This is a genomic window from Pseudomonas sp. BP11-1-1, from assembly GCF_052112105.1.
In the GTDB taxonomy this organism is placed as follows: domain Bacteria; phylum Pseudomonadota; class Gammaproteobacteria; order Pseudomonadales; family Pseudomonadaceae; genus Aquipseudomonas; species Aquipseudomonas alvandae.
In genome coordinates this window covers 216,388-238,541 of the sequence record NZ_JAUTYU010000006.1, presented here as the reverse complement: position 1 = coordinate 238,541, position 22,154 = coordinate 216,388, and the positions used below count along the sequence as shown (strand labels likewise).

The window sequence follows — 22,154 nt, the reverse complement described above, 5'->3', positions numbered from 1 at the left end:
CTTGTGCCCTTGTGGCGAGGGGATTTATCCCCGCTCGGCTGCGCAGCAGTCGTAACCAGTCAGCACGGTTCATTAGATGCAACGCGGTGCCTGGTATGGGGTTGCTGCGCAACCCAGCGGGGCGGTGCGACGTTTCGCTAAATCCCCTCGCCACAGTATTATGAGATGGCTCAGGTCTGGGGCTGCTGCGCCGTCCAGTGTTTCATCTCTTCAGCAATAAAATGATTCACCAGGTCGCTGTACATTTTCTCGATGGCATCCGGGCTCAATCCCTCGGCCTCGGCCCATTCCCGCCGAGTCGTCAACATTGCCTTGAAGCGCTCCGGTGCACGTACCGACGTGGCCGATGTCTTGAACTTCGACGCCGCGAGCACGTACTGAAAGCGTTTGCCCAGCAGCTTGATGACGTCTCGGTCGAGGGTATCTATTTCCTGGCGGATTTCTTCCATGCCGGTGCATTGCGCAGGGGATAGCTGGTTTTTTACTTCCATTTAGGTTTATTCCATTTGTGGTAGATGGTCTATTTGCTGTGGCAGCTTACTCGGGATATTGGCTCTACAGTCGGCCTGGATGTTTTTGGGTTTGGCGTAACCGACCTGATTCTTACGGTCATACTCCGATCCATTGTGGGAGCGAGCCTGCTCCGGGCGGCGTTCCGACGAAAGCGGTGGGTCAGCTTGCATCTGCATTCGCTGTGCCGCCGTCATCGCGAGCAAGCTCGCTCCCACAGTGGATCTTTAGCGAATATAAAACTTATGCGCTCCACAGATCTCTTGTGGGAGCGAGCTTGCTCGCGATGACATTCGATCAGTCACTATCCGTGGTTGCTGACACGGTGCCATCGCGAGCAAGCTCGCTCCTACAGTGCTGTTAGCCTTCTAGGCCGCGTTGTTCGATGACGCCGAATACGTCCGTCGCGTCTTGCACGAGGATCCGGGCAACGTTGGTCAGGGTGTTGATGTCGCTGGTGGAGGAGTCGCGCAGGCTGGAGCAGGCTACCAGGGTCAGGAAATCGAGCGTGGCGTGCAGGCGTTCGCTGACGCAGGCGTGAAGTTCGGGCAGTGGGGCTTGAGTGTCGATCAGCAGGACGGGCTGGGTCGTAGCGGTTTGGGTCAGAGGGGTGTAGCGGGGTAACTGTTGATTAGCTGTCATGAGATTACTTCCTTCAATAAAAGAAATGCCCCCTTTTCGCTGCGAAACAAATGGGTGGCAGTTGCGCGCAGGTTCGCAGACCGAGGAAGGAAAACTCGGCAGACCCGAAAGTCTCCCGCGCGCAACCGCCATAAAATGAAAGCGGGCAAGTTTGCCTGAATTTCACTCGACGGTGCATTTCCTTTGTGATCGGGCTGCGAAACCCAGTCACTGACGAAAGCCAGCGACGCCCCAACTATAGAAGTCGATCCCACCCCCCACAACCGACTTGTAGGACGCCCCCGATCCCCCGTGGCGAGGGAGCTTGCTCCCGCTCGGTGGCGAAGCCGCCGCAAAACCGGGCTATGCGGTGTACCTGGACAAAATGGAATCGCTGATTTGGGGCCGCTTCGCAGCCCAGCGGGAGCAAGCTCCCTCGCCACGGGTCGTCATTTCCTACGAGATTTTCGGACCGCAAAATCGCGCCACATATCCTGTCATCCAAGACGCTTCACATCTCGGTGATGCTGACCGACAATGCCCGCTCTGCTCCGGGGTAGTTCAGCGGTAGAACACCTGGCTCTTAACCGGGTGGGCGCTGGTTCGAATCCAGCCCCCGGACCCATTATTCGCAGGGTCATCAACGCGCATGCTCAAGGACGACACTGAATCTGACGGAATACCCGACATTGGCGTGGGCTATGCGGCCCTCCAATTGTCCAAGGCATTCGTCGCCCAAAGCGCCGATCCCGAGCCAGAAGCCCAGGCCAAAGTGGCTCAGCGGATCGCCCGTTGGCAGCAGGTGTTAGCGCACGCCGCGCAGAGGACTCTGCGGTACGGCGCCCGGATGCCGATAGCCGATATTCCTGTCTGGGTGACGTTGGATGTTGCCACGGGCGGATTTGCCACGGGGCAGCTGCTGGCCGGTGGTGAGCTGAATGAGCACGAGCAAGCGTTGGCTGCATCGATCCCGGGCATCCGTTCCGGCTTCGAACGTCTGGACCTCAATGCGTGGTATCTGACGGATGAAGGGCTCGACGTATTGCGGAGCTATCTGGCGACGGGCAATTATCGTGTCGACGTTCCGGAGGAGTCGGCCTTGCTGGGCGTTGCGTGGCTGCTGGACCAACGTCAAGTGGATGAAGCCTGGGCACTCATCGAGACCATCACCCCGTTCTTCGATCGGCTGCGCTTCTTTCCATCGCCTTGTGCAAAACCGCAATCTTCTTCGGCGCAAGTCCATGTCTTCAATGTCGGTGATATTCGCCAGCGGCTCTTGAAGTTGCGGGCTCAGCCACGACTGGCGGTCCAGAAGCAGGTCATTGAAATCTGCCTGCCGCTGTACGACGCCGCTGTCTCCCATTTCCTTTTGACTTACCAGGATGAGTGGCCGTGCAGGGTTTATCCCGAGGGCTGGCCCGAACGGGCTGCTTCGCTTTGCACGCGTTTCTATGCGTTCCGCGATGCCGAAGGGCACACCATTGGCGCTTCTAAACCACGCCTCTCGGAACTGTTCGCACTGCTCGAACAATGCGCTGGCGACTCAAGCTCGCTGACAGGCCGACAAGTCGGCCGAATTCGTCAGATCGTCGGGGATTTTGTGCGCAAGCATGGCCTGCCCGAATCCGGCCCTCATCGTGAATACCGGTCAAGACAGCGCGAGGATGTCGCCGCGCCGGGGCACCCTGTGCTCGCCAAAGCTGTTGCCAAGCGAATGGAGTGTTATCCGGCCGATGACGGCGTATCGGACTTGACGCCCTTGCTTGAGCCGATCACCGCAGAGGAGGCAGCCGTATTCGCCCTTGCCGACGGGGCTGACCTTCCGAAGTCGATTCGCCAGCGCGTGGAGCGCTGCGGTAGCGGTACGATTGCCGAACTGATCGAACGCGGCTTGATTACGTCGGGCGACACCGTCGCGCGGGTATTGCCGGCGACGACCGCTGACATACGTAGCGCCGGGTTTCCCGACCCGATACTGGGCAATCTCTACGCGGCGACTTATCGTGCTTTTCGCCGGCGCCGCTCGTTGTTATTGGTCGATCTTCAAAGCCAGGTCAGGCTGGACGAGCTGCCCTGGGTGGCGCTCATGGAAGGCCAACGACAACGTCACTCTCTCGACGCGGACATCGCTCGGCAGGCGCTTATCGAGGCATCAGCGCTGACGCTGACTGCCTTTCCCCAGGCGATCCTGCCCAACAAGCTGCTCAAGGAACTGCGTGCCCTCGCCGAAACAGCCGGGCTGGACCTTCCATTCGTGGACGAAGTCGCTTCGGACATCTTCATGGGCGAGTTTTCCAACAAGTTCATCGACGCCGCCAGGCGGGCGGGCAGGGCGCTGACCGGTACCCTGTACGCCCGTTACTACGATATCGATACCCATATGCTGGCGACGCTTCCCGACAAACCCAAGTCGAGATCGAGCCAACCCTTCTGGCGACGTTCGTCAACAGGCACCGACGCCTTGACGACCTTGTGCGCGCGGCGTGCAAACGCAGAGCTGGGTACCTGGCGTCCCGCAACCAACGGCACCATCATTGAACAGCAACAGATAGTCACCACGCAGAACCTCGCGCTGCTGTTCTGCGAGCTAGACCTGAAAACACTGTTGCATCCACGCTTGAGCTCACTCGCCCAGGCCTGTTTTGAATGGATCTGCAGACGCCAGCAGATGCGTATCGAGCAGTATCACGGGCGCTTGATCATGCTCAAGAACACGGCTTACGCCTGGCGCCAGATGATTTTTTACCTGTCGATGCTCGACGAATCCGAAATGCTGTCGGCTATCGAAGGCATCGAAGCGCATTTGCGTAGTCAGCCGGCGGCTTTCCAGGACAAGTTTCGACCTGCAATGGTTGGGCTGCGCCTGGCAGCAGCGGGACGTCGCTTGTCGCAACAGGATCGGACCATCGAGGGGGCGCGTGTTTTCCTGGGGTGGACGACTGAGTCGCATTGGTTGCGATAAGACGTGCGCTGACGAAGGGCAAGCCGGCTGAAGATTGCCCTGCTCATCGCAAGGCAATAGGTGCTTAACGGTAGTCCCGGAAAAACACCCGAATATCCTCCGCCAACAACTCAGGCTGCTCCAACGCCGCAAAATGACCGCCCCGGGGCATTTGCGTCCAACGCTGGACGTTATAGCCACGCTCCACCCAACTGCGTGGCGGCAGCGGCAGCTCCTTGGGAAACAGCGTGACCCCCAACGGCGGCTTTATTCGCTCACCGCTGGCAAGCACCAGAGGCCGGCGGCTGCCTTCCACGTACGGGCGAAACGACGAGCCAATGCAGTTGGTCAGCCAGTAGAGCGTCACATTGGTCAGCAACCATTCGCGGTCGATGGGGGCGCTCGGATCGCACCACGACAGAATCTTCTCGCCCATCCAGGCGAGCAATCCCGCAGGTGAGTCATTCAAGCCCACGGCCAGGCTTTGCGGCTTGGTGCGCTGGATGTGCGCATAGGCACCTTCGGCTTCGCTGAATGCCGCGGCGCGTTGCTGGAACGCGGTTTCTTCTTCGGTCAAAGGTGGGTCGGTTTCGCCCAGGGGCGGGCGGTAGGCGCCGGGGATGTAGTTGAGGTGGATGCCGGTCAGGCGCTCGGGAAAGCGCAGGCCCAACCAACTGGTGACCGCCGCGCCCACATCGCCACCCTGGGCACCGAACCGCTCATAACCGAGCCCGGCCATCAGCTCGCGCCACAAACCGGCCACTTCATAAGGCCCGCAACCGGTTTGCTTGAACGGCGCGGAAAAGGTGTAGCCCGGCAAGGACGGCACCACTACGTCAAAGGCATCGGCCGGGTCGCCGCCGTGGCTGGCGGGGTCTGTCAGCAGTTCGATGATGCGCTGCATCTCGATGAACGAGCCGGGCCAGCCATGGGTGAGCACCAGCGGCATGGGATTGGGCCCGATCCCGCGCTGGTGGACGAAATGAATCTCTTGCTCGCCCAGGGTGGCGAGGAACTGTGGCAGGCGATTGAGTACTGCTTCCTGAGCGCGCCAGTCGAAGGTTGTCGACCAGTGGGTGATGAGGTCGCGCAGCACCTCCGCGTCCATGCCTTCGTTCCAGCCCACGCTGGCCAAGGGCTGCGGCAACCGGGTGTTTCGCAGGCGATGACGCAGGTCATCAAGAGCCTGTTCGGGAATGTCGATAGAGAAAGGCTCAATGCGCATGGTTATACCTGCGTCAGTGTTTGTCATGAATTATCACCGTGGAGAGGGATATCCAATAGAATGATGGCGATGTAATATCGCCAGCCATTCCCATGGCTTTAATAACGTGAATAAAAAGCTACGCAATTCTGCGCTTTCGCTTTTCGTCAGTGCAGTCTTCATCACTTTGTTTCCCCGTTATGTCGACATCGCATTGTCTATTGAATATTACGTCGTTGGCGGGATAGTTCTCGCCATACTGGTGGTGTTTCATTGGGCGCTTCATCGAGGGGCCATGGCCGACAATAGGGCTTTCCTGGAGCAGATACAGCGAAATCCCACGGTACGAATTACACACCGGTTATCAGAGGAACATCTCGCAGCGAAGCTGCAAGTGGGAGCATTGATACCTTACCCGGTGAAGAGCGGTCGACTTCCCCAATGGTTGGCCGAGCTACAGGACGGCAAAAGCCCGGCGACCTGGATCTCCATAGGCGAGCCGCAAGACGTCAGATCCATCTTTCTTGGCTCGTACTTTCAAAAAGGGTGGACGAGAGCCATCTCGTTCGAGGTGCCGAGCGCTGACGTAGTGATGCCTCCGATTTTCCTCAAGCATCTGTTTGGTTGCTCTCAGCAACGATTGCTCAAGCGCGTCGAGATCCCGCATGACGCCGATCTGTACCGGCGCACTGGAAGCCGATGGTCGAAGTTGTCTGCTGCGGAGCGTGAGGAGCTGATTGCGCCGATAGCACACATCATTTCTTTGCCTGACGCATCTCAACATAAGCAACCGGAGCCTGCGTAAGGCTTCGTCAACTCGACCCTCCAAAGGAAGCAACCATGCCCGGCATCTCCGACGTCGCGACGGCCTTCAGCAATTTCATGCGCTCGTGGGAGGCCGATCGCAAACATCTGCCTTCCTCTGTCAGCGCCCTTGCCAATGGGTTCGAGGGCTGGTTGAAATTCGAGTTCTACTTCTGGCTCATTCATGCCTGCGGGCTTCGTGGGCCGGACAGTGAGCTGGCGGACGTCGGAGTCGAATATAAGGTCGCGCTCGATCAACGTTGGGCGCAGATGGATATCGCCACCAAGCAATGCGATTTGTGGATTCGCGACAGCGATGAAAAACGCTTCCACTTCATCGAACTCAAGACCCCTTTTGCCAACGGCAATCAGGGAAAGATGTTCAACAGCGCGGCCATGGATTATTGGTATATGACGCGGCTCAAGGCCCAGGCGGAGAGGGTCGCCACGGGCAGCGTGATCATTCTAGGCGTGAATTTTGACGAGGCATGCTGGGAGGCACACGTGGACGGCGTTGAAAAGTATGCAGGCTACGTCGAACACTCATCCAGGAAATCCGATCGGATCCCGGGAATACCCGGGTTGAGGTGGGCAGTGTTGACCATGCGATACCCACCTTTACGTGAAATGCCTGTCTCCGGTCCTATCGTCTAGCGCTGCTTCGACCCCCCTCCAATCTGCCAGACATACGGCGGCTCTGCCCCATTGATCTCCCAATCCCCAATGATGCGTTCCTTGTAGATCAGCGGATTATGGGACGCCGCGGTGCGGGCGTTGCGCCAGTGGCGGTCGAGGGCTTTGCCGGTGCTGGTGGCGGATGCGCCGAGGGCGTTGAACAGGTCGCTGGTGGCGCGCAGCGTCAGGTCGGCGACCACCACTTGGGCCTGGGCCGATTCGAGTTCGGCGAGGATGTTGGCGGTGTGCTCGGCTTCGGTGTCCTGGCCGAAGCGACGTTCATAGGCTCGCTGCGAGGCGCTGGCGGCGCGCAGGGTCGTGGCTTCGGCGGCGTAGACCTGGGCTGATGCCTTGCCGATCACTTGCTGGACTTGGACGTCCTGGCTCACTTCGCTGGCGTTGCCGGTGCTGAACACACGGGTGCGTTGGCGCACGTGTTCGCTGAAGTCCTGGACGGCGGCGCGGCCGGCGCCCGTCTGCACGGCGAGCAGGACCAGTTGATAGAACGCGGTCTGGTATTTGAAACGGGTGGAAAAATCGATGAGGTTTTCAGCCTCCACCACGGCATTCTCGAACACCGATGTGCCGCTGCCGGTGGTGCGCTGGCCGAAACCGTCCCAGTCATCGCTTTGCTTGACACCCGGTTGGTGGACATTGACGGCGGCGATCACATCGGCACCGTTGTCGTCGCGTTGGGCATAGAGGTCGATCCAGTCGGCGAAGATGCTGCCGGTGCTGTAGTACTTGGTGCCGTTGGCCACCCATTGCTCGCCCTGGCGGGATACGCGAGTGATGACCTGGCCGAGTTTCACCGCGCCGATTTCGGTCCAGGCGTTGCCCACCAGGTCACCGTCGACGAAGCGCTTGAACCAGACGTCTTGCGGGCTGCTGGCGTGGGCATTCAGACGATCCTCGACAAAGGCGAAGTGGCCGCGCAGGGCCTGGGGCAGGTTGGAGTCGGCCTCGGCCAACTCGATCAGCAGTTGCAACAGCTGCGGCAACGAAGCCCCGGCGCCGCCGAATTCGACCGGAATCCGCACGGCACCGAAGCCCGCTTCCTTCAACCATTTCACCTGTTCGAACGGCAGGCTGCGTGATTGTTCACGCTCCAGGGCGCCGGCCTGGATGCGCGCGAAAATCGGCCGGAACCGCTCGGCCAGGGCTTCATAGTCGGTGCCGGTGGAAAGAACTGGTGGCAAGTGTTGTTGCTGTGCGGTCATGGCGGTGTTCCTTCTGATGGCGAGGGGACGGGCAGGGTGAAAACCTGCCGTTGCCGACAACCTTTGCACGCTCCATGCCCGGTGCTTGAAGCCAACGAAAACGGGGCGTTCGCCGGGTTTCCCAGCACAAAGGCTGTCGTCCGGCGGACAATCTGTTGGGTGACTGTATGTCAGGCAACAATGCGTATTTCCAGCAGCGGCACGCCGGGTGTTGGCTGTGCAACAGCGATCCAACAGCCTGCCTGTCGCACGACAGCCATGAAAATCAGAAAACTTACTAAACTGTTGAAAGTAAAGGATAAATATAAGTGGCACGGTTGCTGCTCTAGCCGTTGTACAGAGGCGACGACGCCTATATCTCAACGAGCTGGGAGTACACGCAATGAGCCAGGACACGATCAAGTTTGCCTACTGGGTGCCTAACGTCAGCGGCGGACTGGTGGTCAGTAAGATCGCGCAGCGCACCGACTGGGGCATTGACTACAACCGCAAGCTGGCGCAGATCGCCGAGGACGCCGGTTTTGACTATGCCCTGACCCAGATCCGTTTCACCGCCGGTTACGGCGCCGAATACCAGCACGAATCGGTGGCGTTCAGTCACGCGCTGCTGGCGTCCACCACGCGCCTCAAAGTCATCGCGGCGGTATTGCCGGGGCCGTGGACGCCTTCGGTGCTGGCCAAGCAGATCGCAACCATCGACCAGCTCACCGGCGGGCGCGTGGCGATCAACGTGGTGTCCGGCTGGTTCAAGGGCGAATTCACCGCCATTGGCGAACCCTGGCTGGAGCACGACGAACGTTATCGCCGCTCCGAGGAATTCATCACCACGCTCAAGGGCATCTGGACCACCGACAACTACACCTTTCGCGGTGATTTCTATCGTTTCAACGGCTACACCCTCAAGCCCAAACCGTTGCAACAGCATCCGGAGATTTTCCAGGGTGGCAGTTCCCGCGCCGCGCGGGACATGGCCGCCCGAGTCTCGGACTGGTACTTCACCAACGGCAACACGGTGGAAGGGGTCAAGGCTCAGGTCGATGACCTGCGGGCCAAGGCGGCGGCGAACAATCACACGGTCAAGGTCGGGGTGAATGCTTTCATCATTGCCCGCGACACCGAGGAAGAAGCCCGCGCGGTGCTGGCCCAGATCATCGACCAGGCCGACCCCGAAGCCGTCAACGCGTTTGGCGACGCCGCCAAGCAGGCCGGCAAGGCCAGCCCGGAAGGCGAGGGCAACTGGGCCAAGTCCACTTTCGAAGACCTGGTGCAGTATAACGATGGCTTCAAGACCAACCTGATCGGCACGCCCCGGCAAATCGCCGAGCGCATCGTGGCGTTGAAAGCCGTGGGTGTGGATCTGGTGCTCGCCGCGTTCCTGCACTTCCAGGAGGAAGTGGAGTATTTCGGTCAACGGGTCCTGCCGCTGGTGCGTGAGTTGGAGCAGCAGAAAGTCACGGTCAAAACGGCGGCGGTCGCCTAGACGGGGGACAACATGGGTACGCTCATTGAAACCCTCGACACGTTGCCCCATTGGCTGCACCGACAGGCGCTCGAGCATGGCACGGACGTCGCGCTGCGCCACAAGCACTTGGGCATTTGGCAACTGCGGACCTGGCGGCAACTAGCCGATGAGGTGCAGAGCTTGGCGGGTGCGCTGCAAGCGCGGGGGTTCTCGGTGGGCGCGACCCTGACGATCATCAGCCGGCCGACGCCGCAAGCGATCGTCGCGGCGTTGGCAGCGCAATGGCTGGGCGGCACCGCGAGCCTGTTCGATCCCTTGGACGCACCCGCCGGGCAGATAGACCTGCTCGGTGAATTGCAGCCGGATTACGTACTGGCCCAAGGGCACGAAGAGTTGTTGCGCCTGGGCGCGGCACAGGTGACGCCCCGCGTGCTGATCTACCTGGACAAGCGTGGGCTGTCAGGCTCGGGGCCGTTTGACCAGGCGTTGGAGTACGCCGCGTTGATTGCCTCGAAGACATTCGCTGACCCGGTCCCGCTGGCGCACGCGCAGCAAACGGCATTCGTGTTCCATCGCCGAAGCCAACAAGCCACCGAAGCACAACGCATCCGCCACACAGAGCTGCTGCATCACGGACGACAGCTGGTACAGCGCGAAGGTTTGGGTCGATACGAAGAAGCGCTAGCGGCCCGGGGTTTTGCCTCGGCCGGCCAGGCGCGGTACCTGCTCGCGCCCTGGCTGATCGCCGGTTTCCGCTTGAACTTCCCGGAAAACCTCGCGACCCGTGACCGCGATCGGCGTGAGCTGGGGCCAACGCTGGTGGCCGGCACGCGGGAGACCTATGAGCGTTTGCATGGCTACGCACTGGAGCGCCTGCCACCGCCAGGCGTTCGCGCCCGCAGGCTGGTGGATTGGGCCTTGGCGGCCCGTCCGGGGGCGTTGCGGCGGTTCGTGGGGTATTGGTTGGTTCGTCGGCCTCTGCGCGATGTATTGGGTTTTTCACGGACTCATGCGCCGCTGGTGGTGGGGGATGCCTTGCGGCCCGAGACCCAGGCGTTTTTCGAATCCGTGGGCATCAAGGTCCGTCGATGGGGGGATTCGACTGAATGGGAAGAGTCGTCGAGTTCGTCGGTGTCCGTTACGAATGGACGGGACGAGCATCATCCGCAACGCGTCTGGAAGGAAGCGACGACATGACACAAACGGCCGCCACGCACCTGCTGGAGCTGGACAATATCTCGCTGTCGTTCAAAGGCGTCAAAGCGGTCACCGGCATCAGCTTTCGCGTCGCCGCCGGCGAGATCTGCGCCTTGATCGGCCCGAACGGCGCCGGCAAGAGTTCGTTGCTCAACATCATCAGCGGTGTCTACCAACCCCAGGAAGGGCGCATACGTTTCGACAACCGCGAGCGCCGTCGCATGCGTGCCCACGACGTGGCGGTGCGTGGCGTCGCCCGGACCTTCCAGAACATCGCGCTGTTCAAGGGCATGAGCGTGCTCGACAACGTGCTCACCGGACGCCACCTCAAGCGCCGCAGTACGTGGATCGAACAGGCGTTGCGAGTCGGACGAGCCGCTGCCGAGGACGACAGCCAGCGCGAAGCGGCCGAGCGGGTCATCGCGTTCCTGCACTTGCAACCGTGGCGTGATGCGTTGGTGGGGACTTTGCCCTACGGCTTGCAGAAACGCGTGGAACTGGCCCGGGCCCTGGCGGCGGAGCCCCGATTGTTGCTTCTGGATGAGCCGATGGCCGGGATGAACGCCGACGAGAAGCAGCAGATGAGCCGTTTCATCATCGACATCAACCGGGAGCTGGGGACGACGGTGCTGCTGATCGAACACGACATTGGCGTCGTCATGAACATCAGCGATCACGTGGTAGTGCTCGACTACGGTCGCAAGATCGGCGACGGCTCGCCCGAAGCGGTACGGAAGAACCCCGAGGTCATTTCGGCCTACCTCGGCACGCGGCACTGATTTTTCAATTCGATGCCTTCCCGTCCGGGAGGGCCGGCAGGCTGCGCCCGCGAAACAGGAAAACACGATGGAATTTTTCTTTGAAGTATTGATTGGCGGGTTGCTCGCGGGGGTGATGTACGCCTTGGTGGCCATCGGTTTCGTGCTGATCTACAAGGCCTCCGGGGTGTTCAATTTCGCCCAGGGCGCGATGGTGCTGTTTTCCGCGCTGACCTTCGTCAGCCTGCTGGAACGCGGCGTGCCGTTCTGGCTGGCGTTTCTCATCAGCCTGGCGGCCATGCTGTTGATTGCCGTGGCGGTGGAGCGCGTGGTGCTGCGCCCGCTGGTCAATCGCTCGCCGATCACGCTGTTCATGGCCACCCTGGGGCTTTCCTACGTCATCGAAGGTTTCGCCCAGGCGCTGTGGGGCGCGCAGGTGCACGGCTTGGACCTGGGCATCAGCGACGAACCGCTGGAACTCGGCGGGATGCTGCTGTCGCAGTTCGACATTTTCGCCGCGCTGACCGCCGCATCACTGGTGGCGCTGTTGTCCTGGCTGTTCAACAAGACCCGCTTGGGGTTGGCGTTGCGGGCGGTGGCCGACGATCCCTTGGCGGCATTGGCCGTGGGCATCCGGTTGCAGCGGGTGTGGGTGGTGGTGTGGACGGTGGCGGGCTTCGTCGGCCTGGTCGCCGGCCTGCTCTGGGGCGCTCGGCTGGGGGTGCAGTTCTCGCTATCGCTGGTGGTACTCAAGGCGTTGCCGGTGCTGATCATCGGCGGCTTCACCTCGATCAGCGGGGCGATTGTCGGCGGGCTGATCATCGGCGCCTCGGAGAAACTGGCGGAGGTGTACCTGGGGCCAATCATCGGCAGCGGCATCGAGAACTGGTTTCCCTATGGGCTGGCGCTGCTGTTCCTGCTGGTGCGGCCGGCGGGGCTGTTTGGCGAACGCGCCATCGAACGGGTCTAGGAGAACAATATGTTTTATCGAGAAGCAGGCCAGTTCAACACCCGTTATGCCGAGGATCGCCGTAGCTTCCCCTTGCGCCAGGATCGCCATGGGCTCGCGGCGCTGCTGGCGGTTGCCTTTGTCGTGGTGCCGTGGGTGGGGAACGACTACTGGCTCAGCGCAATCCTCATCCCTTTCCTGGTGCTGTCCCTGGCTGGGCTCGGACTGAATTTGCTCACCGGCTACGCCGGGCAATTGTCCTTGGGTTCTGCGGCGTTCATGGCCGTGGGGGCGTTTGCCACGTACAACCTTGAAGTGCGTGTCGACGGTTTGCCGTTATTGATCAGCATCGCCCTGGGCGGGCTGGCGGCGGCGTTGGTGTCTGCGTTGTTCGGCTTGCCAAGTTTGCGGATCAAGGGCTTCTATCTGCTGGTCTCGACCTTGGCGGCGCAGTTCTTCGTGGGCTGGGCGCTGACCCGGTTTGGCTGGTTTTCCAATGACAGCGCATCGGGGGTCATCAGCGCGCCGCGCCTGGACATTTTCGGTGTGAACCTGGATGCGCCGGCCGGTCGTTATCTGTTGACCCTGACCGTGGTGGTGGTGCTGTTCTGGCTGGGCAAGAACCTGGTGCGCAGCGAACTGGGACGCCAGTGGATGGCCGTGCGCGACATGGACACGGCCGCGGCGGTGATCGGTATTCCCCTGGCGAAAACCAAGCTGCTGGCCTTTGCCCTCAGCGGGTTTTACCTAGGCGTGGCCGGGGCGCTGTGGGCCTTCGCTTACCTGGGCACCGTCGAGCCCCATGGCTTCGATCTCAGTCGCTCTTTCCAGATCCTGTTCATCATCATTATTGGCGGCCTTGGCAGCCTGTCGGGCAACTTCCTCGGGGCGGCCTTCATCGTCCTGTTCCCGGTGCTGCTTTCCAACCTGGCGTCGCTGCTGCCCGGCGGGCTGATCGACGCCGGCCAGCTGGAGAACCTGCAAAAGATGTTTTTTGGCGCCCTGATCATCCTGTTCCTGATCAAGGAGCCGGAGGGCCTTGCGCGCCTCTGGCAACGTTTTCGCGAGCGTGCTCGGCGTTGGCCGTTGCGCTACTGAACAGCTCCATTGCGTTGATTCTCTATGGCTTCATAACAAGGAAAATCCGATGTCCAAACGATCGATCGCCAGCCGCCTCGCGCTGGCCCTGACACTCACCGCCGCAGCGTTATCCGTGCAGGCGGGCAATGAACAATACTTCCCGCTGCAAAGCTATCGCGTCGGTCCCTACGCGGCCGGTGGCACCGGGTTTTTCGGTGGCTTCATCGACTACCTCAAATACGTCAACGCCAACGGCGGCGTAAACGGGGTGAAGCTGACCTGGAGCGAATGCGAAACCGAGTACGTGGTGGAGAAGGGCGTCGAGTGCTACGAACGCCTGAAGAAAGGTTTGAACGGCGCGCCGGCGGCTGCCACCAACCCGTTGTCGGTGGGCATCGCCTACGCCACGCTGGACCGTTCGACGGCCGACAAATTGCCGCTGATCACCATCAACCACGGCCGCACGGACTCCACTGACGGCAGCGTGTTTCCCTACGTCTTCCCGCTGCAATTGAACCCGTATTCCGAAGTGTCGGCGATCATCAACTACATCGGCCAGCGCGCCGGCGGGCTGGACAAGCTCAAGGGACTGAAGATCGTCACCCTGTACCACGGCTCGCCCTACGGCAAGGAAACCAACGAGGTGTTGCAGACCCTGGCGGACAAATACGGCTTTACCCTGACCCTGCTGGAGGTGCCGCATCCGGGCAACGAACAACAATCGCAATGGCTGAACATCCGTCGGGAAAAACCCGATTGGGTGATCCTGCGTGGCTGGGGTGTGATGAACCCGGTGGCACTGAAAACCGCGCAGAAAGTCGGATTCCCGGCGGACCATATCATCGGCAACATCTGGAGCAACTCCGAAGACGACGCCGCGCCGGCCGGTGCCGCCGCCAAGGGTTTCATCGCCATTACCACGCACCCGTCGGGCACCGATTTCCCGGTGCTGCAAGGCATCAGGAAGGACGTGGTCGACGCGGGCCACGGCGACTTGGCGGACCCCAAGCGTTTCGGCACGGTGTATTACAACCTGGGCGTGGTCAACGGTATCCTCAACGTCGAGGCCCTGCGCATCGCCCAGCAGAAATTCGGCCAGCAACCGTTGACCGGCGAGCAGGTGCGCTGGGGCTTCGAGAACCTCAGGCTGGATGACGCCCGTCTGAAGGAGCTGGGCGCCTTGGGGCTGGTGCAGCCGCTGCAGTTGTCCTGCTCGGACCATGAAGGGGGCGGCGCGGTGCGCTTCCAGCAGTGGGACGGTACGCAATGGAAACTGATCAGCGACTGGGTACAGGCCGACCGCGCCTTGCTGCGGCCGATCATCGAAGCCTCGTCGCACCAGTACGCGCGGGAAAAGGGCATCACGCCGCGTGATTGCAGCAAGGAATCCTGACGATTGGGGGCGCTTTTGCCAAGCTGCCTAGCGGGGTGATGGCCTTTCGTCCAGACAGCGAACCCGTGGCGAGGGAGCTTGCTCCCGCTGGGGCGCGTAGCGCCCCCAATGCAGCTGATTGAGTGGATCTGGCATCACAGCGACAGGTTGGGGCTGCTTCGCAGCCCAGCGGGAGCAAGCTCCCTCGCCACAGGTGAGCGTTGGCTCAAGTTGAAAGGTTCACCACTCGCCCATCCCGCGTGCTCAGCGCCCCGCGGCGTTTGTTGACCACCAATTCACCAATCCGGATCAGCAGGCTGCGGGTGACGTTGCGGCTCAGGCCCAGCAGGCTGGCGGTATGGACCTGGTTGCAACTGGCGTAGCGGTAGGCGGTGCGCAGCAGGGCGGCTTCGACTTTTTCATGGACATCGCCTTGCGCTTGCTCGAGCAATTGTACAAAGGCTTTTTCCAGCAATGCTTCCGCCGTTTGCGGCGCGCTGTCCTGCGGCGCGACCTGACGTTCGATGCGGAAGTTGGACAGGTGCAGGTCCTGCTCGCCGATCACCCTGTTGCGGCAAATCAGCAAGGTGTGATGGATGACGTTTTCCAGTTCGCGAATATTCCCCGGCCAGGAGTAATCGAGCAGTTTACGCTGGGCCTGGGCATCCAGCGTGACCTCGCCATGACCCAGCCTGCGGCTGTATTCGGCAATGAAATGACGGATCAGCGGCAGGATGTCGCCGGGCCGTTCGCGCAAGGGCTTGAGCACCAGGCTCACTACATTCAAGCGGTAATACAGGTCCTCGCGAAAGTGCCCGGCGTTGATGGCTCTTTCCAATTGCACGTTGGTGGCCGCCAGCACCCGCACGTTGATCTTGATGCTCTTGCGCGAGCCCAGGCGGACGACTTCGCGCTCTTGTAGAACGCGCAGCAACTTGACCTGGATCGGCAGCGGCAAGTCACCGATTTCATCCAGGAACAGCGTGCCGCCATCGGCCTCTTCGAACCACCCGGCCTTGGCCGTCAATGCGCCGGTGAACGCGCCTTTCTCATGGCCGAACAGCTCGGCTTCCACCAGCGTCTCGGAAAACGCCCCGCAGTTCACTGCCACGAACGGCTTGTCGCGTCGGGCGCTGAGGTTGTGGACGTGGCGCGCCACCAATTCCTTGCCGGTGCCGGTCTGGCCGATGATCAATACGCTGGCGTCGCTGGGCGCCACTTGCTGCAAATGGGCAAGCAAGGCCTGGGAACTGGGGTCTGCGAACACTTGGGCCGTGGCACGAATCGAGGTGGCCAGGCCGGGCGAGGGGGGAAGCGTGAGGAGTTGCATGACGGTGGCCCGTTTGGTGAGGGAACGTTAATCTAAGTGATCTAAAAAATATAAAACAAATAACATCAAGTTATAAGCTTAAGGCTGGGCGCTGATCGCCCAGTGGTTGCGCAAAAGCTTGCTCTTGGTAAAAACATTTATTGACTAAAGAAATACATCGGGTAATTATTTCTCTGCATCTGCTTTGACGCAGAGTCATTTCCAGGGGCGACCCGATGAATCAGAACACTGTGCCTACTCTGGCCAACCTTTATGTCCAGGCCCACGAATCGCCCATTCGAGCGAGCGTGGCACCCACGTTCATGCAGGGCTTTCCCGCCAAACCCCAGCACCGCGTCACCTGGCACAACTGGATGCGCCCGCCGTTCAACCAATGGGGATTCCGCCACCTCGCGCGGCTGCGGCCTTCGATCGATGTTCCGGCAGGCACCGGCCCGGTCAGCCCGTTGCAGCAGGCGCCACGGGCGCTGGATCAACTGCATTTCGACAGCGAATGTGGCTTGAGCATCAGCGTCATCGACCATCTCGTGGCCAGCCAGACAGATGCCTTCCTGGTCATGCAGGGCGACACGGTGCTGTTCGAGCGCTACTTCAACGGCCAACAACCCCACGACCGCCACGTCATGTTTTCGGTGACCAAATCGCTGATCGGCACCCTGGGTGAGCAGTTGGTAAGTGAAGGCTTGCTGGATCCGGCCCGACCTGCCGCCGACTACGTACCGGAACTGGCCGCCAGCGCCTTCGGCGATGCAACGGTGCGGCAGTTGTTCGACATGGCCGTCGGCATCGCCTACAGCGAAGTCTATGAAGACCCGGACTCGGAAAGCTCCCAGTACGGCTACGCCTGCGGGTTCCAGCCGGCGCCGGCCGAATATGCGCAGTTCGAGTCGCTGTATCAGTTCCTGCCGTCATTGAAGAAGCAGGGCGGTCATGGGGGATTCTTCCATTACGTCACGGCGACGACGGAAGCGCTGGCCTGGGTGATGGAGCGGGCGTCGGGCCAGTCCTGCGATCAACTGCTGGCGAAGATCTGGGGCCAGTTGGGCTGCGAGCGCGATGGTTATTTCCTGGCTGACCCGTGGGGGCGCAGCGTGGCCGGTGCCGGGTTCAACGCCACCTTGCGCGACATGGCGCGTTTCGGCCGATTGCTCGCCAACGAGGGTCGCCATGACGGCCGCCAATTGCTCCCGGCGCAGACCGTCGCCCGCATCGCCGCCGGCGCCGACCCGGCGGTCTACGCCACCTCACCGGACTTCGCCGAGTGGACCCCCGGCGCGTCCTACCGCAGCCAATGGTACGTGTTCAACGACCACAGCCAGGCGCTCATGGCCGGCGGCATCCATGGCCAATACCTGTTCATCGACAAGCCTTCCGGCGTGGTGATCGTCAAGCAATCGTCGTTGAAAGAGGCGGTCAGCCCGTTCGACGGCGACAGCGTGCGCATGTTGCGCGCAATCGCAGCGGACCTTGCCCGCTGAGCTGAGCTGCGCCCCACAAGAAATCACGTTTCGTTCACCTGGCCTCGCCAGGTGTTGGCGACGTTCTGCGCCGCCATTCACTGCCCTGTAACAACAATAAATCAACAGGAGCTACTTATGGTTTGCACGACCCATGTGTCCCGGACGCTGTTGGCGCTCGGGCTTCCCTTGGCGACCCAGGCCGCCTTCGCGGGCTATACCTTCGAAGACGGCAACTTCAAGGGCGAAGTCAATCTCACCGCCGGTGCGGCGGCGCTTTCCACCCGCAACGTCAATTTCGGCGCGGGCCGCGTCGACATGCGCAGCGGCAGGAACGACGGCACGAAAATCGATTGGCAGGAGTTCTACGTCAAGCCCGGCGTCAAGCTGGAATATGCCTTGCAGCCGGACTTCGCGCTGTTGGCCGGCGGCTCCCTCGTCGGCGCGACCAACACGGGAGACGGCGATGCCGGTGGCTTCACCCGCGGCTCCGACGGCAAGGTCGACACCGAGGAGTTCTACGGCGGGTTCCGCACCGGTGAATGGACCGTCACCGCCGGCCGCCAGAACTACATGATCGGCACCGGTTTCATCGTGATGGATGGCAACCTCGATCAGTTGAAGGACGGCGCCTATTGGCTGGCCCCACGGACGGCGTTCAAGGACTCCGCCGTGGTTGCCTGGGATCATGGCGCGCTCAAGACCCAAGGCTTCATCCTCGGGACAGACAGCGACCTGGGTGACTTTCGCATGAGCGGCGTGAACCTCGACTACAACGTCCAGGACCAGGTCACGCTCGGCGCCACCGCGTTCAAGGTCAAGGCCATGGGGCACAAGGACCCGGCCTCGCCGCGACGTCGCGATGGCATGCTGGTGTACAACGTCAGGGCGCTGAACGCCAGGATCCCGGGCATTCCCGACCTGACGCTGAACGCCGAATACGCCTTGGAACGCGGCAGCGGCGAAGGTGTGGATTACGACGCCAAGGCCTGGTACGGCCAGGCTGACTATGCCTTCAACCGCCTGCCTTTGACGCCCGTCCTTGGTTACCGCTACGCAAGTTTCTCCGGCGACGGCAACCTCACGGACAACCGCCAGCAAGCCTGGGAGCCCTTGAGCAAAGGGTTCGTCGATTGGAGCACCTGGCTGATCGGCGATGTGGTCGGTAACTACCTGCTGTTCAACAGCAACGAAAACGTCCAGCAGTTCTCCCTCAAGACCCACCTCGACGAAACCCTCACCCTGGGCGCGATCCACTATCAATTCTGGCTCGACGAAAAAAACTACATGGGCGCGGCGGTCAGCGATCGGCGCTTTGCCGACGAGAGCGTAATCTTCCTCGACTGGGCGGCTTCGAAGTCGCTGACCACTTCACTCTCGTATAACTGGGTCAAGCCACTGGCGGCGGCCCGGCAGGTGTTTGGCGACGATCGGGAATTCAGTGCGTTGGAACTCTACCTCACCTACCGCTATTGATGCCGCGAGCCGTCGCGGCCGCGCTGGAGTCAGATAATGAAGAGCTTGAGTATGAAGAGTCTGTTGTCCAAAACGCTGTCAGGTGCAGTCGTTTCGATGCTGATCTGCGGTGCGAGCCTGGCCGAGGAGCGGACCGTGCGAATCTACAACTGGATCGAATACCTGCCACCGGAAATCCTCAAGAGCTTCGAGGAGGAAACCGGCATCCGCCCAATCTACGACGTTTTTGACAGCGTCGAGACGTTGCAATCCAAGCTGCTGACCGGCAACTCCGGGTATGACGTGGTGTACCCGAGCAGTTCCAACATCAGTCATTTGGTTGCCGCTGGCGCCGTCCAGCCGTTGGACCGCAGCCAGTTGCCGAATTGGAAGCACCTCGATCCGCAGTTCATGAAGTCCCTGGAAGCGGTGGGCGATACGGGCAATCGTTATGCGGCGCCGTACCTATGGGGCACGACGTTGATCGGCTACAACGTCGACAAGGTTCGCCAAGCACTCGGTGCCGATGTGCAGATGGACAGCTGGGACATGATTTTCAAGGAAGAGAACATGGCCAAGCTCACCCATTGCGGCGTCGGTTTCCTCGATGCCGCCAACGAGATCGTGCCCATCGCCCTGCATTACGCCGGGCTGGATCCCAACAGTGAAAAGCGCGAGGACTATGCCCAGGCGCAGGCCACGATGTCGAAGATCCGCCCCTACGTGACCTATTTCAATTCGTCGCGTTATGGCATGGACCTGGCCAACGGCGAGATTTGCGTGGGCGTGGGTTGGTCCGGCGGGGTCGCCCTGGCCACGCGACTGGCCGACGCCGCAGGGAAGGGCGTCAAGGTGGCGATGGCGCTGCCCAAGGAAGGCGCGCCGATGTGGTCGGACGTGATGATGGTCCCCGCCAATGCCCCACACACCGCGGAGGCCTACGCGTTCATCAACTACATCTTGCGTCCCGACGTCATCGCACGGATCAGCAACAAGATCGGCTACCCCAACCCGAACATGGACGCCACGCCGCTGGTGGATGCAGAGATCCGCAACAACCCGGCGATGTATGTGCCGGACGAAGCCCGCAAGACGCTGTTCGCCTTGGCGCCGGTGTCACCCGCCGCCGAGCGGATCCGCACTCGCACCTGGACCGCCATCAAGACCAATCGCTGATCAGCGCAGCCCGGCGTTGCGACGCCGGGCTCGCTCAGGCCCGCATGCCCTGGAACAGCAGCTCGGTGATGCGCCGGACCTGGGAGGAGTGCGCCTCGATGTCTGGCTGTTCCTGGTTCACCAGGCGAAACAATTGCAGGTGCGAGTAGTCGTTGAGCAGGAACGCGGCGAGTTCGACGTCCAGGTCCGGGCGCAGCTTGCCGGCTTGCTGCAGTTCCCTGAGCAAACCACTGATCTCGGCCCGGAGGGCGTCGTTCATCGCTCGATAGCCTTCGGGCAAACCGTTGCCGCCACCGAACAGGATCAGCGGCAGCAACTCCCGCCAGAGGCTTGGGTGCATCACTTCCAAGGCGTAACCGGTGAGCAGCCGCTCCAGATAGCACAGCGCCTCGACGGGGTCGTCGATTTCGGGGATCTGGCTGCGCGTGTCCTTGAGCGCGCGCTGGTCGGCGTCGTGGAGGATCTCCAGGATGATTTCCTGCTTGTTTCCGAAGTACTTGAACACCGTCGGCGCCGAGACCCCGGCCTGGCTGGCGATCTGCTCGATGGTGGTGTTCTGGAAACCCTGGCGCTCGAACAACGCCACCGCCGCCTTGCTGATGGCTTGGCGGCGTTCGGCTTTCTGACGTTCACGCAGTCCGGTCACGAAGAGGTCCTTGTTGGATAGAGGAAATCGAGGGGGCTAGCCACAAACCCATGTGGGAGCGAGCTTGCTCGCGATAGCGGTGTGTCAGCCGCCTTATACTCAACTAACGCACCGCAATCGCGAGCAAGCTCGCTCCCACAGGATTTCTCATGGCTGACAGGGGCATGCCCTCAGCTTCCGCTAAAAATACTTAACTGGATTAAAACTTTAAAGCACATATTTGAACGCATCGTGCGGGTCCGTCTGGCGCCGCAGGCCCGAACGTCACCCACCCACACGAATACGTGGCGTAACGGACATCCCAACGCGCAGTTTCGTCGCGTCGGGCTGGTCAGGATTGATGCGAATGCGCACCGGCAGGCGCTGGACGATTTTGGTGAAATTGCCGGTGGCGTTGTGCGGTGCGACGGTCGAATAGCTGACGCCGCTGGCCGGCCCCAGGCTCTGTACAGTGCCCCGCAGCGCCTCGCCCGGCAAGGCGTCCACGGAAATTTCCACGGTTTGTCCGACCGCTACGCGCGCCAGTTGCGTCTCGCGAAAATTTGCCGTGATGTACACGGCATCGAGGGGGACTATCGCCAGCAAGGGGCTGCCTGCATTGACGAACGCACCGACCCGGAGCGATTTCTGCCCGATCGTGCCGCTGATCGGCGCGGTAATCCGAGTGTAGGAAAGTTTCAGTTCGGCGATCGCTTGCGTGGCTTCGGCGTGGGCAAGGGTCGCCGCAGCTTTTTCCAGGTCGGCCTTGAGCACGTCCACTTGTTGCCGGGCAGCCTGTAGGCCTGCCTCGCTTCGGTCCCGGCGTGCTTGCTGGATGCTCAGTTGTGCTTCGGCCTGTTGCCGCGCCTGCACGGTGCCTGAGCCATCGTTGGCCAGGTTGCGATACCGCGTCTGGTTGACAGCCGCCAGCTTGAGTTCGGCCTCGCTCGCCGCCAGCGCCGCTTGTGCCTGGCGAATGGCGGTGGCCTGCCGGGCCAGGTGTGCTTGCAGGCTCGCGATGCCGGCGCGGGCGCTGGCGACCTGGGCTTTGGCGGCGTTCACGGCGGCGATGAAATCTCGATCATCGATGGTCGCGAGCAAGTCTCCTTTGTTCACCGTCTGGTTGTCTTCGATCAACACCGAATCCACCGTGCCGGACACTTGAGGCGCTACCGTCGTGAAGTCGGCGAGCACGTAGGCGTCGTCAGTCGACTGGACTGACGCTGCGGATTCGGGACGGTTGAAATAGACAGCCCCGCTGATTGCTATGGTGAGCAGCAATACACTGATGAACTTGGCTTTCTTTGGTAATGCCATG

At 61.3% G+C, this 22,154-nt stretch carries 19 protein-coding genes and 1 tRNA gene; 13 read left to right on the top strand and 7 right to left on the bottom strand.

Features of this window, described 5'->3' with window-relative positions; all coding sequences use genetic code 11:
• Positions 1 to 170 precede the first annotated feature (170 nt).
• Both Q7C33_RS15300 and Q7C33_RS15295 read right to left on the bottom strand, forming a co-directional pair.
• Positions 171 to 491 (bottom strand): isochorismate lyase, encoded by a 321-nt coding sequence (locus tag Q7C33_RS15300; RefSeq protein WP_217859355.1) that lies wholly within the window; start codon positions 489 to 491, stop codon positions 171 to 173.
• Positions 492 to 870: 379 nt separating this feature from the next.
• Positions 871 to 1,152 (bottom strand): hypothetical protein, encoded by a 282-nt coding sequence (locus tag Q7C33_RS15295; protein WP_030138768.1) that lies wholly within the window; start codon positions 1,150 to 1,152, stop codon positions 871 to 873.
• A gap of 529 nt (positions 1,153 to 1,681) precedes the next feature.
• On the opposite strand from Q7C33_RS15295, the gene Q7C33_RS15290 reads away from it, so the two are divergent.
• A tRNA-Lys gene (locus Q7C33_RS15290) sits at positions 1,682 to 1,756 on the top strand.
• A gap of 24 nt (positions 1,757 to 1,780) precedes the next feature.
• Entirely contained in the window at positions 1,781 to 4,093 is a 2,313-nt protein-coding gene (locus Q7C33_RS15285) for a hypothetical protein (protein ID WP_407683698.1), read from the top strand.
• Positions 4,094 to 4,157: 64 nt separating this feature from the next.
• Here the strand turns inward: Q7C33_RS15285 and Q7C33_RS15280 are convergent, their stop codons facing one another.
• Complete coding sequence (locus Q7C33_RS15280) at positions 4,158 to 5,297, bottom strand: epoxide hydrolase family protein (RefSeq protein ID WP_407683697.1); 1,140 nt, start codon at positions 5,295 to 5,297, stop codon at positions 4,158 to 4,160.
• 106 nt (positions 5,298 to 5,403) lie between these two features.
• Here Q7C33_RS15280 and Q7C33_RS15275 point away from each other — a divergent pair, with 106 nt between their 5' ends.
• Together Q7C33_RS15275 and Q7C33_RS15270 are read left to right on the top strand one after the other, a co-directional pair.
• Complete coding sequence (locus Q7C33_RS15275) at positions 5,404 to 6,081, top strand: hypothetical protein (RefSeq protein WP_407683696.1); 678 nt, start codon at positions 5,404 to 5,406, stop codon at positions 6,079 to 6,081.
• Between the two features lie 35 nt (positions 6,082 to 6,116).
• Complete coding sequence (locus Q7C33_RS15270) at positions 6,117 to 6,734, top strand: hypothetical protein (protein WP_407683695.1); 618 nt, start codon at positions 6,117 to 6,119, stop codon at positions 6,732 to 6,734.
• On the opposite strand, the gene Q7C33_RS15265 is transcribed toward Q7C33_RS15270, so the two are convergent.
• The gene (locus Q7C33_RS15265; protein ID WP_407683694.1) at positions 6,731 to 7,975 is read right to left on the bottom strand and encodes an acyl-CoA dehydrogenase family protein; all 1,245 of its coding nucleotides are present in this window, start codon (positions 7,973 to 7,975) and stop codon (positions 6,731 to 6,733) included. The genes Q7C33_RS15270 and Q7C33_RS15265 overlap by 4 nt on opposite strands.
• Before the next feature lie 382 nt (positions 7,976 to 8,357).
• On the opposite strand from Q7C33_RS15265, the gene sfnG reads away from it, so the two are divergent.
• From sfnG to Q7C33_RS15235, 6 genes are all read left to right on the top strand, one after another.
• Positions 8,358 to 9,455: a dimethylsulfone monooxygenase SfnG gene (gene sfnG / locus Q7C33_RS15260; RefSeq protein ID WP_407683693.1), complete on the top strand. Its 1,098-nt coding sequence runs from the start codon at positions 8,358 to 8,360 to the stop codon at positions 9,453 to 9,455.
• A gap of 12 nt (positions 9,456 to 9,467) precedes the next feature.
• Positions 9,468 to 10,634, top strand: a complete 1,167-nt coding sequence (locus tag Q7C33_RS15255) for an AMP-binding protein (RefSeq protein WP_407683692.1) — start codon at positions 9,468 to 9,470, stop codon at positions 10,632 to 10,634.
• On the top strand, positions 10,631 to 11,413 hold the full coding sequence (locus tag Q7C33_RS15250; RefSeq protein WP_407683691.1) for an ABC transporter ATP-binding protein: 783 nt from the start codon (positions 10,631 to 10,633) through the stop codon (positions 11,411 to 11,413). Before Q7C33_RS15255 ends, Q7C33_RS15250 begins: the two co-directional genes overlap by 4 nt.
• 67 nt (positions 11,414 to 11,480) lie before the next feature.
• A complete protein-coding gene (locus Q7C33_RS15245; RefSeq protein ID WP_181287053.1) occupies positions 11,481 to 12,362 on the top strand; it encodes a branched-chain amino acid ABC transporter permease in 882 nt (293 codons plus the stop codon).
• Between the two features lie 9 nt (positions 12,363 to 12,371).
• Positions 12,372 to 13,439, top strand: coding sequence for a branched-chain amino acid ABC transporter permease (locus tag Q7C33_RS15240; protein ID WP_407683690.1), 1,068 nt, complete (start codon positions 12,372 to 12,374; stop codon positions 13,437 to 13,439).
• A 49-nt stretch (positions 13,440 to 13,488) separates the two neighbouring features.
• Positions 13,489 to 14,814: an ABC transporter substrate-binding protein gene (locus Q7C33_RS15235; protein ID WP_407683689.1), complete on the top strand. Its 1,326-nt coding sequence runs from the start codon at positions 13,489 to 13,491 to the stop codon at positions 14,812 to 14,814.
• 205 nt (positions 14,815 to 15,019) lie between these two features.
• Here the strand turns inward: Q7C33_RS15235 and Q7C33_RS15230 are convergent, their stop codons facing one another.
• Positions 15,020 to 16,123, bottom strand: a complete 1,104-nt coding sequence (locus Q7C33_RS15230; protein WP_258650868.1) for a sigma-54 interaction domain-containing protein — start codon at positions 16,121 to 16,123, stop codon at positions 15,020 to 15,022.
• 215 nt (positions 16,124 to 16,338) lie between these two features.
• Here Q7C33_RS15230 and Q7C33_RS15225 point away from each other — a divergent pair, with 215 nt between their 5' ends.
• The 3 genes from Q7C33_RS15225 (at position 16,339) to Q7C33_RS15215 (ending at position 20,211) form a co-directional block, all read left to right on the top strand.
• Positions 16,339 to 17,601 (top strand): serine hydrolase domain-containing protein, encoded by a 1,263-nt coding sequence (locus Q7C33_RS15225; RefSeq protein WP_407683688.1) that lies wholly within the window; start codon positions 16,339 to 16,341, stop codon positions 17,599 to 17,601.
• Between the two features lie 117 nt (positions 17,602 to 17,718).
• Positions 17,719 to 19,056: an alginate export family protein gene (locus Q7C33_RS15220; protein ID WP_407683687.1), complete on the top strand. Its 1,338-nt coding sequence runs from the start codon at positions 17,719 to 17,721 to the stop codon at positions 19,054 to 19,056.
• 51 nt (positions 19,057 to 19,107) lie between these two features.
• Positions 19,108 to 20,211: a polyamine ABC transporter substrate-binding protein gene (locus Q7C33_RS15215; protein ID WP_407683750.1), complete on the top strand. Its 1,104-nt coding sequence runs from the start codon at positions 19,108 to 19,110 to the stop codon at positions 20,209 to 20,211.
• Positions 20,212 to 20,245: 34 nt separating this feature from the next.
• Here the strand turns inward: Q7C33_RS15215 and Q7C33_RS15210 are convergent, their stop codons facing one another.
• Together Q7C33_RS15210 and Q7C33_RS15205 are read right to left on the bottom strand one after the other, a co-directional pair.
• Positions 20,246 to 20,857 carry a TetR/AcrR family transcriptional regulator gene (locus Q7C33_RS15210; RefSeq protein ID WP_407683686.1) on the bottom strand — a complete coding sequence of 204 codons (612 nt, stop codon included), beginning with the start codon at positions 20,855 to 20,857 and terminating at the stop codon, positions 20,246 to 20,248.
• Between the two features lie 264 nt (positions 20,858 to 21,121).
• Positions 21,122 to 22,153, bottom strand: a complete 1,032-nt coding sequence (locus Q7C33_RS15205; protein ID WP_407683685.1) for an HlyD family secretion protein — start codon at positions 22,151 to 22,153, stop codon at positions 21,122 to 21,124.
• Position 22,154: the final 1 nt, after the last annotated feature.

What these genes read in the sequence shown, in the direction of transcription:
- Q7C33_RS15225 (WP_407683688.1), top strand. Translation starts at nt 16,339, where the DNA reads ATGAATCAGAACACTGTGCCTACTCTGGCCAACCTTTATGTCCAGGCC.
- Q7C33_RS15300 (WP_217859355.1), bottom strand. Translation starts at nt 491, where the DNA reads ATGGAAGTAAAAAACCAGCTATCCCCTGCGCAATGCACCGGCATGGAA.
- Q7C33_RS15240 (WP_407683690.1), top strand. Translation starts at nt 12,372, where the DNA reads ATGTTTTATCGAGAAGCAGGCCAGTTCAACACCCGTTATGCCGAGGAT.
- Q7C33_RS15205 (WP_407683685.1), bottom strand. Translation starts at nt 22,153, where the DNA reads ATGGCATTACCAAAGAAAGCCAAGTTCATCAGTGTATTGCTGCTCACC.
- Q7C33_RS15215 (WP_407683750.1), top strand. Translation starts at nt 19,108, where the DNA reads ATGAAGAGTCTGTTGTCCAAAACGCTGTCAGGTGCAGTCGTTTCGATG.
- Q7C33_RS15255 (WP_407683692.1), top strand. Translation starts at nt 9,468, where the DNA reads ATGGGTACGCTCATTGAAACCCTCGACACGTTGCCCCATTGGCTGCAC.
- Q7C33_RS15285 (WP_407683698.1), top strand. Translation starts at nt 1,781, where the DNA reads ATGCTCAAGGACGACACTGAATCTGACGGAATACCCGACATTGGCGTG.
- Q7C33_RS15295 (WP_030138768.1), bottom strand. Translation starts at nt 1,152, where the DNA reads ATGACAGCTAATCAACAGTTACCCCGCTACACCCCTCTGACCCAAACC.
- Q7C33_RS15245 (WP_181287053.1), top strand. Translation starts at nt 11,481, where the DNA reads ATGGAATTTTTCTTTGAAGTATTGATTGGCGGGTTGCTCGCGGGGGTG.
- Q7C33_RS15220 (WP_407683687.1), top strand. Translation starts at nt 17,719, where the DNA reads ATGGTTTGCACGACCCATGTGTCCCGGACGCTGTTGGCGCTCGGGCTT.
- Q7C33_RS15270 (WP_407683695.1), top strand. Translation starts at nt 6,117, where the DNA reads ATGCCCGGCATCTCCGACGTCGCGACGGCCTTCAGCAATTTCATGCGC.
- Q7C33_RS15265 (WP_407683694.1), bottom strand. Translation starts at nt 7,975, where the DNA reads ATGACCGCACAGCAACAACACTTGCCACCAGTTCTTTCCACCGGCACC.
- Q7C33_RS15250 (WP_407683691.1), top strand. Translation starts at nt 10,631, where the DNA reads ATGACACAAACGGCCGCCACGCACCTGCTGGAGCTGGACAATATCTCG.
- Q7C33_RS15230 (WP_258650868.1), bottom strand. Translation starts at nt 16,123, where the DNA reads ATGCAACTCCTCACGCTTCCCCCCTCGCCCGGCCTGGCCACCTCGATT.
- sfnG (WP_407683693.1), top strand. Translation starts at nt 8,358, where the DNA reads ATGAGCCAGGACACGATCAAGTTTGCCTACTGGGTGCCTAACGTCAGC.
- Q7C33_RS15280 (WP_407683697.1), bottom strand. Translation starts at nt 5,297, where the DNA reads ATGCGCATTGAGCCTTTCTCTATCGACATTCCCGAACAGGCTCTTGAT.
- Q7C33_RS15235 (WP_407683689.1), top strand. Translation starts at nt 13,489, where the DNA reads ATGTCCAAACGATCGATCGCCAGCCGCCTCGCGCTGGCCCTGACACTC.